Origin of the sequence: Paenibacillus jepli, assembly GCF_047238105.1 — a bacterium.
In the GTDB taxonomy this organism is placed as follows: Bacteria; Bacillota; Bacilli; order Paenibacillales; family Paenibacillaceae; genus Paenibacillus_D.
This window is the reverse complement of sequence record NZ_JBDFMD010000001.1, coordinates 6,795,193-6,810,644: the sequence shown is the minus strand read 5'-3', so window position 1 is coordinate 6,810,644 and position 15,452 is coordinate 6,795,193. Positions and strand designations below refer to the sequence as shown.

The 15,452-nt window shown below is 55.3% G+C and carries 11 protein-coding genes; all 11 read right to left on the bottom strand.

Annotation, left to right across the window (positions count from 1 at the left end; genetic code table 11):
• Positions 1-7: 7 nt before the first annotated feature.
• The gene (gene infB, locus ABC336_RS29115) at positions 8-2,680 is read right to left on the bottom strand and encodes a translation initiation factor IF-2 (protein ID WP_413241993.1); all 2,673 of its coding nucleotides are present in this window, start codon (positions 2,678-2,680) and stop codon (positions 8-10) included.
• On the bottom strand, positions 2,673-3,002 hold the full coding sequence (locus tag ABC336_RS29110; protein WP_413241992.1) for a L7Ae/L30e/S12e/Gadd45 family ribosomal protein: 330 nt from the start codon (positions 3,000-3,002) through the stop codon (positions 2,673-2,675). The genes infB and ABC336_RS29110 overlap by 8 nt, the downstream gene beginning before the upstream one ends.
• Positions 2,989-3,300, bottom strand: a complete 312-nt coding sequence (rnpM, locus tag ABC336_RS29105) for an RNase P modulator RnpM (RefSeq protein ID WP_413241991.1) — start codon at positions 3,298-3,300, stop codon at positions 2,989-2,991. Before rnpM ends, ABC336_RS29110 begins: the two co-directional genes overlap by 14 nt.
• Before the next feature lie 51 nt (positions 3,301-3,351).
• Positions 3,352-4,449 (bottom strand): transcription termination factor NusA, encoded by a 1,098-nt coding sequence (gene nusA / locus ABC336_RS29100; RefSeq protein ID WP_413241990.1) that lies wholly within the window; start codon positions 4,447-4,449, stop codon positions 3,352-3,354.
• A gap of 27 nt (positions 4,450-4,476) precedes the next feature.
• Positions 4,477-4,938, bottom strand: coding sequence for a ribosome maturation factor RimP (gene rimP, locus ABC336_RS29095; protein ID WP_413241989.1), 462 nt, complete (start codon positions 4,936-4,938; stop codon positions 4,477-4,479).
• Between the two features lie 165 nt (positions 4,939-5,103).
• The gene (locus ABC336_RS29090) at positions 5,104-9,411 is read right to left on the bottom strand and encodes a PolC-type DNA polymerase III (RefSeq protein WP_413241988.1); all 4,308 of its coding nucleotides are present in this window, start codon (positions 9,409-9,411) and stop codon (positions 5,104-5,106) included.
• A gap of 277 nt (positions 9,412-9,688) precedes the next feature.
• A complete protein-coding gene (gene proS / locus ABC336_RS29085; RefSeq protein ID WP_413241987.1) occupies positions 9,689-11,137 on the bottom strand; it encodes a proline--tRNA ligase in 1,449 nt (482 codons plus the stop codon).
• Positions 11,138-11,232: 95 nt separating this feature from the next.
• Positions 11,233-12,507, bottom strand: a complete 1,275-nt coding sequence (gene rseP / locus ABC336_RS29080) for an RIP metalloprotease RseP (RefSeq protein ID WP_413241986.1) — start codon at positions 12,505-12,507, stop codon at positions 11,233-11,235.
• Positions 12,508-12,580: 73 nt separating this feature from the next.
• Entirely contained in the window at positions 12,581-13,723 is a 1,143-nt protein-coding gene (locus tag ABC336_RS29075; protein ID WP_413241985.1) for a 1-deoxy-D-xylulose-5-phosphate reductoisomerase, read from the bottom strand.
• Positions 13,724-13,761: 38 nt separating this feature from the next.
• Complete coding sequence (locus ABC336_RS29070; RefSeq protein WP_413241984.1) at positions 13,762-14,550, bottom strand: phosphatidate cytidylyltransferase; 789 nt, start codon at positions 14,548-14,550, stop codon at positions 13,762-13,764.
• A 22-nt stretch (positions 14,551-14,572) separates the two neighbouring features.
• Complete coding sequence (gene uppS / locus ABC336_RS29065) at positions 14,573-15,337, bottom strand: undecaprenyl pyrophosphate synthase (RefSeq protein ID WP_413241983.1); 765 nt, start codon at positions 15,335-15,337, stop codon at positions 14,573-14,575.
• Positions 15,338-15,452 lie beyond the last annotated feature (115 nt).

The window sequence follows — 15,452 nt, the reverse complement described above, 5'->3', positions numbered from 1 at the left end:
CTGCGGCTCACCTCTCTACGGTTTCCATGATGAAGGCTTCGATAATATCGCCTTCCTTTAGATCATTATAGCCATCGAGCGTAATTCCGCACTCGTAGCCCTGAGCGACTTCTTTTGCATCGTCCTTGAAGCGTTTGAGGGAGTCAAGCTTGCCTTCGTAGACGACGATACCGCCACGGACGACACGCGCTTCCGCATTGCGGGCCATTTTGCCGGAAGTGACCATACAGCCTGCGATTGTACCGACCTTGCTCACTTTGAACAGGCTGCGTACTTCCGCATGTCCGATAACCGCTTCTTTGAAGACTGGATCCAGCATGCCTTTCATCGCCTGTTCGATCTCGTCGATGACGTTGTAGATGATCCGATGGAGACGGATATCCACTTTCTCTTGATCGGCAGCGATCTTCGCCTGAGGCTCCGGACGGACGTTGAAGCCGATGACGATCGCATTGGAAGCCGTCGCGAGGATAATATCCGATTCGGTTATGGCGCCGACACCGCTGTGGATGATTTTGACACGAACCCCTTCAATTTCGATCTTTTCAAGCGAGCCTTTGAGAGCTTCGAAGGAACCCTGCATGTCAGCCTTGATGATGACGTACAGGTCCTTGATCTCGCCTTCTTTGATGTGCTGGTACAGATCGTCCAGCGTGACGCGCGTATTGGAGCCAAGCTCGGATTGACGATGCTTGATCGCACGGCGATCCGCGATGGCACGGGCTTTGCGCTCGTCTTCGAACACGAGAAAAGGATCCCCAGCTTGCGGGACATCAGTAAGACCCGTAATCTCAACTGGCGTTGATGGACCAGCTTCTTTCATTCTGCGGCCTTTGTCGTTGACCATGGCGCGAATCCGGCCAAAGCAATTGCCTGCTACATAAGCATCGCCTACTTTTAGCGTACCATGCTGTACCAGGATCCGTGCTACAGGACCTTTGCCCTTGTCGAGTTCAGCCTCGAGTACGGTTCCGCGGGCGCGTTTATTGGGATTGGCTTTGTAGTCGTTCACCTCGGCAACCAACAGGATCATCTCCAGCAGTTCCTCCAGATTGATGCGCTGTTTGGCGGACAGTTCAACGAAGATCGTATCTCCGCCCCACTCTTCCGGAACCAGCTCATACTCTGTCATCGCTTGCTTGATCTTGTCAGGATTGGCGCCTTCTTTGTCGATCTTGTTGACCGCTACGATAATAGGAACCCCTGCTGCTTTCGCGTGGTTGATCGCCTCAACAGTCTGCGGCATTACGCCATCATCGGCAGCTACGACCAGGATGGTAATATCCGTTACCTGGGCGCCGCGTGCGCGCATCGTCGTGAACGCTTCATGGCCCGGTGTATCCAGGAAGGTGATTTTCTTCTGATTGACCTCGACCTGATAAGCACCGATATGCTGCGTGATGCCGCCGGCTTCACCACCGGTGACATTGGTATGGCGAATGGCGTCAAGCAAGGTTGTCTTGCCATGGTCGACGTGACCCATAATCGTAACGACGGGTGGACGCCACTCCAGATCAGCCTCGTCATCGACCTCTTCGAGCGTCTCGAACTGATCTTCCTCCACCGGGATCTTCACTTCCACCTCGACCTTGAATTCTTCGGCAACCAGATGGATGGCATCCATCTCCAGCTCTTGATTGATCGTAGCCATCACGCCCAGGAAGAGAAGCTTCTTGATGACCTCAGAGGCATCTTTATGAAGCAGCTTCGCCAGTTCTCCGACCGTCATATTGCCGCGGACGATGATTTTCTTTGGCGTGTTGTCTATTTTCTCTCGACGCTCCTGCTGGTTATTGTTACGGCCGCGATTGTTCTTGCCGCCTCTGCCGCTGCGGAAATTGCCGCCGCGGTTATCGTCAAACCGACGTTGGCCGCCGCCACCGCCGCCGGGGCGGGACTTGCGGGAGTCGCCGCCAGGACGTCCGCCTGTAGATCCAGCGCCACCGCCCGGACGGTTCTGTCCCGCTGGACGATTGCTGTCGGAGCGTTGGCCGGCCGGCCGGCCACTGCCGCCAGCTGCAGGAGTACTGCTGCGCGGACCACTGCCGCCCTGCCCTTGTGCCGGTCGCTGACCGCCTTGACCTTGTCCGCCGCCCTGCCGATTGCCGCCGCCTTGGCCTTGACTTTGGCCGCTTGGACGGCTCGCGCCCTGACCTTGGCCTTGACGAGATGGACCGCCTTGGCCACCGGGACGCTGAGCGCCTGCGGAACGTTGACCGCCTTGCGGCCGCTGCTGACTGCCGGATCCTCCAGCCGATTGCTGGCGCTGTGAGTTGCCCTGGTTTTGTCCGGATTGACTTCTCTGCTGAGTTGAGTTGGTGCTCTGTTGGTTTTTCGATTCAGTACTGTTCATAGGTTCCTGCCGTTCCATCGATTTATTTTTGTTGCTTTGCGGTTGAACTGCCTGATGCGATTGGCGATTTCCAGAAGGCTTCGAGGCCTGTGCAGCTGCGGACACTGTGGCTCCGCCTTCCTGGGCTCGCTTGGCCGCTGCGTTGGCTTTGATGTCCCGGAAAAAGCCTTCCACTTTGCCTACCATCTCATTTTCCATGACGCTCATATGGTTATTGACCGGCAAATTCAGACGTTTCAGAATTGTAATGATTTCTTTACTGCTCATATTGAGCGATTTTGCATATTCATACACGCGCAGTTTGTCCTTGTTGTCTTGTTTAGTCAATATACTCCACCTCCGCTAGATCACTCAGTTGATTTCGTATCATCTTCGCAAATCCCTGGTCGGTGACGGCGATCAGCACTCGCGCTTCCTTGCCGATCGCTCCGCCGATCAAGACCCGATCGTAAGCTTCTGCAATCTCAACTCCATAGGTGCTGCACTTGTCGCGGAATTTCTTCTTCGTGTTGTCGGAGGCGTCGCCGGCGACGAGTACAAGGCAGGCTTTCCCTGCGCGGATAGCCTTGAGGACGGTGTCTTCACCGGTGATCAGCTTGCCTGCCCGCATCGCCATGCCGAGCGCCGATAATCCTTTATCCTTCGACATCGGGTTGCTCCCCTCTGGCAAGGAACTCATCCTGTACCCCGATAAAATCCTGTTCGAGCTGCTGGTAGATCTCAGGCGACACCTGCTGTTTGAGTGCGCGTTCAAACGCTTTGCTCTTCTGAGCGAGCCTGAAGCAGTCCACCTTGCCGCACAGATAGGCGCCGCGGCCTGCCTTCTTGCCGGTCAGGTCGATCAGGATTTCCTCCGAAGGTGTGCGTACGATACGAATGAGTTCTTTCTTTGGCATCATTTCCTGACAGGCAATACATTTTCGAAGCGGTATTTTTCTAGGCTTCATCTCACACTACCCCCTGGCATGTCGGTGATTCAGTAAAAACGGCGCATCGAATCAGTCGATCGAGACCGAATCCTGGTGCATCGTGCCCGACTGCGTTTTGGGGCGACCGTATTCTTCCTCGGCCTGCGTCTCGCTCTTGATATCGATCTTCCAGCCGGTCAGCTTGGCAGCCAGCCTGGCATTTTGGCCTTTGATGCCGATCGCCAGCGAGAGCTGGTAATCCGGTACGATGACCCTTGCCATCTTCTCCTGCTCAAATACGATGACCTCGACAACCTTGGAAGGGCTAAGCGCATTAGCCACATATTCCTCCACGCTGTCTGACCAGCGCACGATATCGATTTTCTCGCCCTTTAGCTCTGTGACGATCGTCTGCACCCGCATCCCTTTGGGACCTACGCACGACCCGACCGGATCGACCTCATCGTTGCGGGAGTGTACGGCAATCTTCGAACGGAAGCCGGCTTCGCGGGCAACCGAACGGATCTCGACCACCCCGTCGTAGATCTCCGGCACTTCCAGCTCAAAGAGACGCTTGAGCAAGCCCGGATGCGAGCGCGAGAGGATGATCTGCGGGCCCTTGGTCGTGTTCTCCACTTTGGTGATAAAAGATTTGACACGGTCCCCGTGCTTGAACTTGTCTGTCGGCATCAGCTCTGTGAGCGGCAGGACGGCCTCGACCTTGCCCAGGTCGATAAACAGATTGCGTGTATCCTGACGCTGGACGATCCCGTTTACAATATCTTCTTCCTTATCGATAAAGGCATTGTAAATGAGACCCCGCTCCGCTTCGCGGATGCGCTGCGTGACGACCTGCTTGGCCGTCTGGGCGGCAATCCGGCCAAAGTCGCGGGGCGTAACTTCAATCTCCGCGATATCGTCCAGCGAGTAGTGAGGATTAATCTCCCGCGCAGCTTCCACGGATATCTCCAAACGCGCATCCAGCACCTCATCTACAACCGTCTTGCGGGCATACACTTTGATGACGCCGGTATAACGGTTGATGTCTACCCTTACATTCTGGGCGCTGTTGAAATTGCGTTTATAGCTGGAGATCAACGCCGCTTCGATCGCTTCCAGCAAGACATCCTTGTTGATTCCTTTATCCCGTTCGATCTCCGACAGGGCTTCAATAAAATCCATGCTCATCTGAAATGAGTTCCTCCTTGTGGGCAATTAGAAAACGATGGCCAAACGGGCGCTCGCCACTTTGGCATAAGGTATTTCAACTTGCTTTTTGCCGATTTCGATGACGAGCAGTTCCTCTTCAAAGGAGACCAGCCTGCCTTCAAATTCCTTGAGCTTGCCGATAGGCTCATAAGTGGTTACGAACACATGCTTGCCGACTGCCCTGCGCAGGTCCTCGGACTTCTTGAGCGGTCGCTCGGCGCCGGGCGAGGAGACCTCCAGAAAGTAAGCGTCCTTGATCGGATCTTCCTTATCCAGCTGCTCGCTTATATATTCACTGATGACGCCGCACTCGTCGATATCAATGCCGCCTTCCTTGTCGACGAAGATCCGGAGAAACCAGTTACTGCCTTCCTTGACATACTCAATATCGACCAGCTCGAAACCCCCGGATTCGAGATACGGGGCAACCATGGACTCGATAGCGGATTTAATGTTGGATCTGCTCAAACGTTGTAACCTCCCGGTTGTCATGCCGAAATTGGTGTGGACAAAAGGTAAAGAGTGGGTTGCCCCACTCTTTGCGCAAATACCGATATCATCAGGATTACCAGAAAAATTATACCATAACCATGATAGTGACAAGGGTGACGGCGAGAACAAGACCTGGCGAGTCTAGAACAGCGAGAGCTGATTGGACTCCGGCAGTCCCCTGAAGCAGCCCATCGTCCCCAGCACTTCTACAATCGTCTTGCCAACCTTGGCTTTTTGCTGAAAATCCTCAATCGAGAGGAAATCTCCATGCTCGCGGGCGGCAGCTATATTGCGGGCGGCATTATCGCCGATCCCGCCGATTGCCGAGAACGGCGGGATCAGCGAGTCGCCGTCGACCTGGAAGCGTGTCGCGTCCGAACGATACAGATCGACCGGCTTGAAGGAAAAGCCGCGGGCGGTCATCTCCAGAGCCATCTCCAGAATGGAGATCATAACCTTTTCCTTCGGCAGCGCCTGGAAGCCCTTGGCCTCGATCTCGATCAGCTTGCGCTTGATGGCGTCGTAGCCCTGACAAAGCAGCTCGAGATCAAAATCCTCAGCCCGCACCGAGAAGTACGTCGCATAGAAAGCAATCGGATGATACAGCTTGAAGTACGCCGTGCGAACGGCGGAAATGACATATGCGGCAGCGTGAGCTTTCGGAAACATGTATTCGATTTTCAGGCAGGAGTCGATATACCACTGCGGCACCTTGCATGCCTTCATCTCATCGATCCACTCGGGTGTCAACCCTTTTCCTTTCCGCACACTCTCGGTTATTTTGAAGGCTAGCGAAGCATCCATGCCCGCCTTGTAGATCAGATAAAGCATGATATCATCGCGGCAGCCGATAACGGTTTTGATCGAACATGTGTTGTTCTTGATAAGCTCCTGCGCATTGCCCAGCCACACGCCCGTACCATGCGAGAGACCGGAAATCTGCAGCAGGTCGGCAAAGGTTGACGGCTGCGTCTCCTCGAGCATCTGGCGGACAAACTTGGTACCCATCTCCGGTACACCGTACGTAGCCACCGGGGATTTAATCTGCTCCGGCAGAACGCCCAAAGCGTCTGTGGAGTTAAACAAGCTCATCACTTTCGGATCGTTCATCGGAATCGTCGTCGGGTCGACGCCGGTCAAGTCCTGCAGCATCCGCATCATCGTCGGATCATCGTGACCAAGGATATCAAGCTTGAGCAGGTTGGCGTCAAAGGCGTGATAATCGAAATGCGTCGTCTTCCATTCAGCGCTCGTGTCGTCCGCCGGGTACTGTACCGGTGTGATGTCCTCGACCTCCATATAGTCCGGCACCACCACAATCCCGCCCGGATGCTGACCGGTGCTGCGCTTGACGCCGGTACAGCCGGCGGCAAGCCGACTCAGTTCGGCGCCGCGCCATTTTTTATCCAGATGCTCTTCATATTTCTTGGCGAACCCATATGCCGTTTTCTCCGCTACCGTGCCGATCGTCCCTGCGCGGAATACGCATTTCTCGCTGAACAGCACCTTCGTATAATTATGCGCATGAGGCTGGTATTCCCCCGAGAAGTTTAGATCGATATCGGGCACCTTGTCGCCCTTGAACCCCAGGAACGTCTCAAAAGGGATATCCTGGCCTTCGCCTTTCATCGGCTTGCCGCATTTCGGGCAGAGCTTGTCCGGCAAGTCGAAGCCGCTCGGAATGCTGCCGTCGAGGAACCACTCGCTATACCTGCATTCGCTGTTGCGGCACATGTAATGGGCCGGCAGCGGGTTAACCTCGGAGATGCCCAGAAATGTTGCGACAACCGAAGATCCGACTGACCCCCTGGAACCGACCAGATATCCGTCCTCGTTTGATTTTTTGACCAGCCGCTCGGAGATCAGATAGTTGGCAGAGAAGCCATAGCCGATGATCGGCTTGAGCTCCTTCTCCAGCCGCTCCACGACCACCTCGGGCAGCGGCTCGCCATAGAACGACTTCGCTGTTGCGTAGCACGTGTTACGGATCTCTTCCTCCGCGCCTTCGATGATTGGTGTGAACAGCTCCTTGGGGAACATATCGAACGGCTCGAACCGTTCGCTGAGCGACACTGTATTCTCTACGACCACTTCGAACGCTTTTTGCTCGCCGAGAAATGCGAATTCTTCAAGCATCTCATCCGTCGTGCGGAAATGCGCGTCAGGTTTGTTCTGATCCTTCAGCGGGCTGAAGCCGGTGATCCCGTGAATCGTAATATCGCGGAACATCTTGTCTTTCGGATTCAGATAATGCACGTTGCCAGTAGCGATCACCGGCTTCTCCAGCTTCTCCCCGATCTCGACGACGCGCCGCAGCGCTTGCTCAAGTTCGGCGCGGCTGCCGACCAGGCCTTTGTCCACCAGATGCATATAGAAGGTAATTGGCTGGATCTCCAATACATCATAGAAACGGGCGACTTCCTCCGCTTCCTCGACAGTTTTGTTCAACACCGTCTCAAAAAACTCGCCCTTTTCGCAGCCGGAGATGACTAGCAGCCCTTCGCGCAGCTCAACCAGCTTGCTTTTGGGGATCGTCGGGACCCGTTTGAAATGCTCGGTATGGGAGAGAGAGATCAGCTTGAACAGATTTTTTTTGCCGGTCGCATTCAGTGCATAGATGCAGCAGTGGAACGGTCTGACGTTGGAGAGATCAAGACCGACATAATCGTTCAGCTGATGCAGGCCGGTAACATTGCGCTCCGCCGCATCCTTGATCAGACCGTATAGCACACCGCCTAGTGCCAAGGAGTCATCGACGGCCCGGTGATGGTTCTCCAGATTGATCTTGTACTTGTCCGACAAGGTGTTAAGGCGATGATTCTTCATCGACGGATGAAGGAAACGGGCCAGCTCCAGCGTGTCCAATACCGGATTTTTGATCTCCGGCAGCCCGAGCGTCTTACAGGATGCCTGCAGAAACCCGATATCGAATCGCGCATTGTGGGCGACAAGCACCGTATCGCCGATGAAGTCGATGAACTCGCGGAGCTTAGGCTCCAGTTCCGGTGCGTCCCTGACCATGTCGTCGTTGATATTGGTCAACTGCTGGATATGATATGGGATCTTTTCATGCGGATTGATAAAGGTAGAGAATCGGTCGATTTCTTTGCCGTGCTGCATCTTGACTCCCGCCAGCTCGATGATCCGGTTATTGATGACGGACAAGCCAGTCGTCTCAATATCGAATACGACGTAGACCGCATCCGCCAGCGATTCCTCACGAGGCTCCAGCACCATCGGCACCGCATCGTTGACGACATTGGCTTCGACGCCGAACATGACCTTGACGCCATGCTTCTTGGCAGCCTTCACTGCATCCGGATAACACTGGACATTGCTGTGATCGGTCACAGCGATCGCCGGATGACCCCAGCGTGCTGCCGTCTTGACATACGCATCGATCGGCGCGACGGCGTCCATCGTACTCATGGTCGTATGCAGATGGAACTCGACACGTTTATGCTCCGACTTTTCCATCCGCTCCGGCGGCGCCTTGACCTCATGGAGATCGTTGGGCATCATGACGAGCTCCGGCTCCTGCATGAACCGGTCATATTCTACCCGGCCCCTCGCCTTGATCCACTTGCCGTTGGCCAGCTGACTCAACACTTTGACGTCTTCCTTCGTCTTGGCGAACATCTTCATTGCGATCGAATCGGAGAAATCCGTCAGGTTGAAGGTGAACAAGGTGCTGCCATTGCGGAGCTCTTTGCGGTCCAAGCCGAATATCGTTCCTTGCACGGTCACCTTCTTCTCTTCTTCAATGATCTGCATGATCGGTACCGGCTGCTCTTTGATATCATAGCCGACAACCAGCCGGACATCGCCCTCTTCTTCCGGCGGCGCTTCGCTCGCCGAGGTGGCCATCATCTGCTCGATGATGTCTCGCTCCTCCTGCTCCAGCCGCTGCCGGAACAGCTCCTGTTCCTCCGCCCGACGCTCGCCTGCAAGCAGCTTCAGCCGCCCCGTCCGGCTAAAATGCCGTTCGTAGAAGCGTACGGCTTCCTCATCCAGCCTCTTCTTGCGAGCCATCTCCAGCTCCGTGTCGTTCTGAAGCGTCACCGTCAGCAGATCGCCCTCGGCATGAGCGGCCGCTTTGCCCAGCCAGCCGTTTACCGACGGCAGCTCCTGCTGCGCCCAACGGACGAAGAACGGCCAATATTCCAGCATCATCTCACCGGTTCCTACTGCATCGTCATAGGCCATGACGAAACGGATCTCGGCAATGTGGCTGAAGGCGTCCTTGATCTTCTGGGTAAATCCGGCCCAGGCCTCCGAAGGCACCAAGGACGTTTTGCTCAGGCAAAACGTCCACTGGCGGTTATTGGGACTGACCAGTACTTGCTCAATCTGGCCGTCCCGAAAATAGGTGTCGATGAACGCCTCCGTAAGCCCGGCCTGTTGCATAAACAACACAAACCGACTTCGCTTTTCTTGTGAAATGTTCATTCCCCCCTTAACTCGTTTATAGTAAGGACTCTATCCATAATCAGCACTTGGCACAAATCGCGATGGGGCGCTGCGAGAAAAAGGGAGCTTCCGATCGCTGTTGTTCCCAGATTTCTTTGATTCATTCACCCAACAGGTGAAATCCGGGAAAGCGTAAGCTTCCGATGCTAGCTTTTCTGCGAAAAGCTTTTAGGCGAACGCTCCACTTCTCCAGCCGCCCTTTTCCTCTCCGCTCGTGCGTGGTTGGGTCGCCCAGCACAGATTATAAAATTAAGTCCTAATATGCTCTCGCAAATACGACGGTATCGGTCGCTGCTTCGCCACAAACCAGACATGTCTGCTTGCGTTCACGTGGCTCGAATGGGATATTGCGGCTGGTCGCTCCCGTCTCTTCCTTGACTTGGTGTTCACAGGCTTCCGAACCGCACCAGCCTGCCTCGACGAAGCCGCGTTTGGCTTCCATGAAAGCCTTCATTTCGTCCAGCGTATCGACCGCCTTGAAGTTCTCCTCACGGAAGTTAAGTGCCCGCTCGTACATCTCCTGGTGGATCTGCTCCAGCATCCGTCCCACTTCATCTACGAGCTGATCTTGCGCAATGATTCGTTTCTCACCGCTGATGCGGGAGACGAGTACGATCTGACCATTCTCCATATCACGTGGCCCGAGCTCGATCCGCAGCGGGATGCCGCGCATCTCGTATTCGTTGAACTTCCAACCCGGCGATACATCCGACCGGTCGTCGACGCGTACACGGACACCGGCTTTTTTGAGCTCGGCATAGAGCTCGTCCACCCTCGCAATGACGGCATCTCTCGTCTTGGCCGGTCCGATCGGGATCATCACAGCTTGTGTTGGAGCAACTTTGGGCGGCAGCGCCAATCCGCGGTCATCGCCATGGACCATGATCATCGCACCGATCAGTCTGGTACTAACCCCCCAAGAGGTGGTATGTGCGTGCTGGAGGTTGTTCTCGCGATCGAGGAACTTGATATCAAAAGCGACGGCGAACTTGGTGCCGAGATAGTGCGACGTCCCTGCCTGGACCGCTCGTCCGTCCTTCATCATAGCTTCGATGGAGAAGGTATCGACAGCGCCGGCGAACCTCTCCGAAGGCGTCTTCTGCCCTACGACAACGGGGATCGCCAGGAATGATTCAACGAAGTCCCGATAGATTTCCAGCATCTGCATCGTCTCCGCACGCGCTTCTTCTTCATTCTCATGCGCCGTATGGCCTTCCTGCCAGAGGAACTCACTCGTGCGCAGGAAAGGGAGCGTCCGTTTCTCCCAACGCACAACATTGGCCCATTGGTTGATCAGAAGCGGGAGATCGCGGTAAGACTGGATCCATTTGGCGTACATATGACCGAACATCGTCTCGGAGGTCGGACGAATGGCCAGCCGTTCCTCCAGCTTCTCGCCGGCTGCTTCGGTCACCCATGGCAGCTCAGGATTGAAGCCTTCCACATGCTCCTTCTCCTTTTGGAAAAAGCTCTCGGGGATGAAGATCGGAAAGTACGCATTGCGGTGCCCTGTCGCTTTGAAGCGGCTGTCCAGCTCACGCTGGATATTCTCCCATAGCTCATAACCCTCAGGACGAAACACGATGCAGCCGCGGACCGGAGAGTAATCCATAAGCTCCGCTTTTTTGATAACGTCGATATACCATCTGGAAAAATCCTCGCTCTGCGGGGTGATTTCCGTCACAAACTGTTTGTCTTTTGCCATAAGGACCTCCACCAGCGTAGTAAGAGTGTGCGTTCAAAAAGCAGCCCGCGGGCAGGCACGCTGAACCACCTCCAGAAAGACAGGGGAAGCCGGAGCTATCCCCTGACCAATCTCAATATGTCATTATAGGTCACTGCCAGCATCAGCAGCATCAGCATCGCAAATCCGATGAAATGTACCATGCTCTCCCGGTTGGGGTCGACCGGACGGCCGCGTACCGCTTCGAACCCGATAAAAATCAAGCGGCTGCCGTCAAGTGCCGGGAAGGGCAGCAGATTGAATATGCCGAGATACAAACTCAAAATCGCTGTCCATGAGGTGAGCTGCGCGATCCCCTGCTGTGCAATCTGTCCCGTCACCTCAGCCGTACGCACGGGTCCGCCGAGGTCATCCAGCACAAAATCTCCGAGCACCAGCTTCTTGAGTCCATCAAAAATAACTACCGTCATATTTTTCATTGCCGTGCCAGCATAAGTCACGGTCTCAATCGCTGATGCCGAACGCATCGGGAATGTCGGCGCGATCCCGACCTTGCCTTCGCCGGCTTCGGGATCCAGCATCGGTGTGATCTCGATCTCGATCGGTTGGCCGTCGCGGATCACGGTCCATCGCATCGGCTGGTCTGCCGATTCGCCGATCATGTCGATCATGCTTTCGTAATTGCCGCCAATCGTTACACCGTTGATGCTCTGGATTTCGTCGCCGACTTGAAGATTGGCTCTCGATGCCGGCCGATCCTCGATAATCTGTCCGATCAGCACTTTGTCCGGATTTTCCACGGGAATGCCGACCATCTGGATGTAGACCATAAACAGTCCAAAAGCCAGCACGAAGTTCATAAACGGACCGGCGAAAATCGCAAGCGCCCGCTGACCGACAGTTTTGCTGCCAAACTGGCGATCCAGAGGCGCAATCTGCGTGTCTCTGCCTTTGCTGATCATAAAAGCTTGAGGATGAACCTTGAAGGTCTCGCTCTCGCCTTCTACATCCAGCACAATCTCAAGCGTTTTCTCCAGATCGATCGATACGACCTCGCCGCGAATGACATTGGTGCGCTCATCCAACCGGTCCAGATAGATTCTGGATACCTGATCGGCATCCAGCCGCACGGCGATGGTCTGGCCCGGCTGCACTTCCACAATCTCCGGATCTTCCCCAGCCATCCGCACGAAACCGCCTGCTGGGATCAAACGCAGGGTATAGCGTGTCTCGCCCTTTTTCACTGAGAACAGCTTCGGGCCGAAACCGATCGCGAACTCGCGCACCAAGATGCCGGCGCGCTTGGCGAAATAGAAGTGTCCCCATTCGTGAATGGATACGATAACAAAAAACACGAGCACAACCAATAGGACGGTCTGCACCATTTCCACCTTGTAAAGCCTCCTGTTCGTAATGGCCTGTACCTAGATTATCATTATTCTCCGGGCGGAGACAAGAGAACCATTAGATGCAGCAGGCCGCTTCGCTTCTTGCCCAACGATCGATCTCCTCGATCGTCTCGAGCTCCGGCAGCTGTTCCGGCTTGTGGCGGCTCAGCACGGCCTCGATCGTTCGCTCGATATCCAAAAACGCGATCTGGCCGTCCAAAAACCTGGCTACCGCCACTTCATTGGCGGCATTGAATACCGTAGGCAGAGAACCGCCGATCCGGCCGCATTCAAAAGCCATCCGCAAGCACGGGAACCGCTCATAATCCATCTCGCGAAAATGCAGCTTGCCCAGTTCGGCCAAATGAAACGGCTTCGTCGGTGTCGGCAGCCGGTCGGGATACGTAAGCGCGTACTGGATCGGCACCCGCATATCAGGCCACCCCAGCTGTGCGATAATGCTGTAATCGGCGAACTCAACGTAAGAATGTATAATGCTCTCCGGATGAATGATCACATCGATCTGGTCGTAAGGCATATCAAACAGCCAGTGGGCTTCGATGACCTCCAGCCCTTTGTTGACCATCGTCGCCGAATCGATCGTGATCTTGGCCCCCATCGACCAATTCGGGTGGCTGAGCGCCTGCTGCACGGTGACGCCCTCCAGCTCAGCCCGGGTACGATCGCGGAAGGAACCGCCAGAGGCTGTAATGACCAGCTTTTTGACCGTACTGTGCCGCTCGCCGTTCAGACACTGGAAGATAGCTGAGTGCTCGCTGTCAACAGGCAGGATAGCAACGCCACGCTCGGAAGCCCGTTTCATGACCAGATGACCTGCGGTTACGAGTGTTTCCTTGTTGGCCAGTCCGATCGTTTTGCCGGCTTCGATCGCCGCCAGGGTCGACCTCAGTCCCCGACTGCCGACCATAGCAGTCACGATATAGTCCGAGGAAGGATCGGCAGCCAGTTCGATCAGCGACTGCTCTCCGTAGAGCACTTTGGTGCCTGCCGGCAGCAACGGTGCCGCCTGCTCAGCCGCTTCCTTGGTGGCGAGCGAAACCATCCGCGGACGATGCCGCCTGGCCTGATCGACCAACAGCTGGACATTGGCCCCGGCAGCCAGCGCCTCGACCTCGAAGAGGTCCGGATGGCTGGCGATGATCTCCAGAGTCTGCGTGCCGATGGATCCCGTGGATCCCAAGATCGTAATTTTCTTCATAGTGCCCCCTCTGTATAAGCTCACCTTCTTGGCTTACGCTACAGCAACCCTGTCAGCGTCAGAATCGGGAATACTATCAACCAGCTATCGCAGCGGTCAAGCACTCCGCCATGCCCCGGCAGCAGGTTGCCCGTATCCTTGATTCCCTTCACTCGCTTGTATGCCGACTGTATCAGGTCCCCCAATTGCCCTGCGACGGCAGCGACAAGTCCGATCAATAGCGCTTGACCCGGGGCGATCCACTGGGGCGCCAGAAGCGCACATACCAGCGCGACAACCACGGCCAGCAGGATGCCTCCTGCCGCGCCTTCGATCGTCTTATTGGGGCTGATGGCAGGCCACAGCTTATGTCTGCCGAATGCACGACCGCAAAAATAGGCGCCGATATCCGATGCCCATATGCATCCGAATGCAAGAGCGGTATAGAACAATCCATGCGGTTCAATCAAGCGTACTGCAATCATGGCCGAGAAACCAAATCCTATGTACAAGCTGCCCAAAAGCAGCATGGCCGCCTGATCGACAGCGATCCGATTGCGGGTGATGACAGTGACGCTCAGCAGCACAAACATCAGCAGCCAGAGCGTGAGGGCAGGATCGGGACCCTGCCAGCCAGCAGCCGACCACGGAAACACCAGGAGCAGCATACCGAAACTGCCGATCAGCGATACCGGATGATGCCACGGATAACCGATCATGCGGCTGAATTCGGCATATCCGATCGCAGCCAGCAGCAGGATCATCGCCGTATACGCCCATCCGCCGATCAGGGCAAGACCGACAAACAAGGCGCCTGCGAATACCCCCGTCACGATTCGTTGTCTCAACGTTCAGTTCACTCCAATAAGGCTATACGCCCCCATATCGGCGAGCGCGCCGCTGGTATTCTCGGATCGCATCGTAGAAATGCTCGTCCGTAAATTCTGGCCAGTAAACGTCGGTAAACCACAGTTCACTGTAAGCAAGCTGCCATAGCATAAAGTTGCTGATTCTCAGTTCTCCGCTAGTCCGGATCAGCAGGTCGGGATCCGGAAGTTCGCTGGAGAGCAAATGCTTGCCGAAGTCCGACTCTTCGATCGCTTCCGCTGCAAGTCGCCCGTCCCGGACATCTGCGGCTATGCGCTTGACAGCATCAACCATCTCTTTGCGGCTTCCATAATTAAGAGCAAAATTAAGGACAAGTCCGTTATTATTCGCCGTCTTGGTAATTGCTTCCTCCACTGCCTCAAGGGTGTAGTCAGGCAAACTATCCCGATACCCCATCATTTTAACTTGAACATTGTTCTTGATCAGATCGTCCAGCTCGATCGAGAGGAACTCCTGCGGCAGCTTCATTAAAAAATCAACCTCCGCCTTGGGACGCTTCCAATTCTCGGTCGAAAAAGCATACAAGGTCAGATACCGGATTCCCAACCGGTCAGCAGCCATAGTGATTCGCTTTACCGCCTTCATGCCTGAATGATGCCCGGCCATCCGAGGGAGTCCGCGCTCCTTGGCCCAACGACCGTTGCCGTCCATAATAATGGCGACATGCTGCGGTATATTGTCCGCTTTGAGAGCAGCCTCTACAGGCTTGGTAGGTTTAACGAACCAGCTCTTCACTCGTTCCATCATGATTCTTTCCTCCCTACTGGGACCTGAGACCACCAAGCGGATGCGGCCAGGCGCCGTCTAAACGCTTGGAATTACAACAAACCCCACCTGTCGGAGGGGCGGGCAGAGCATACTA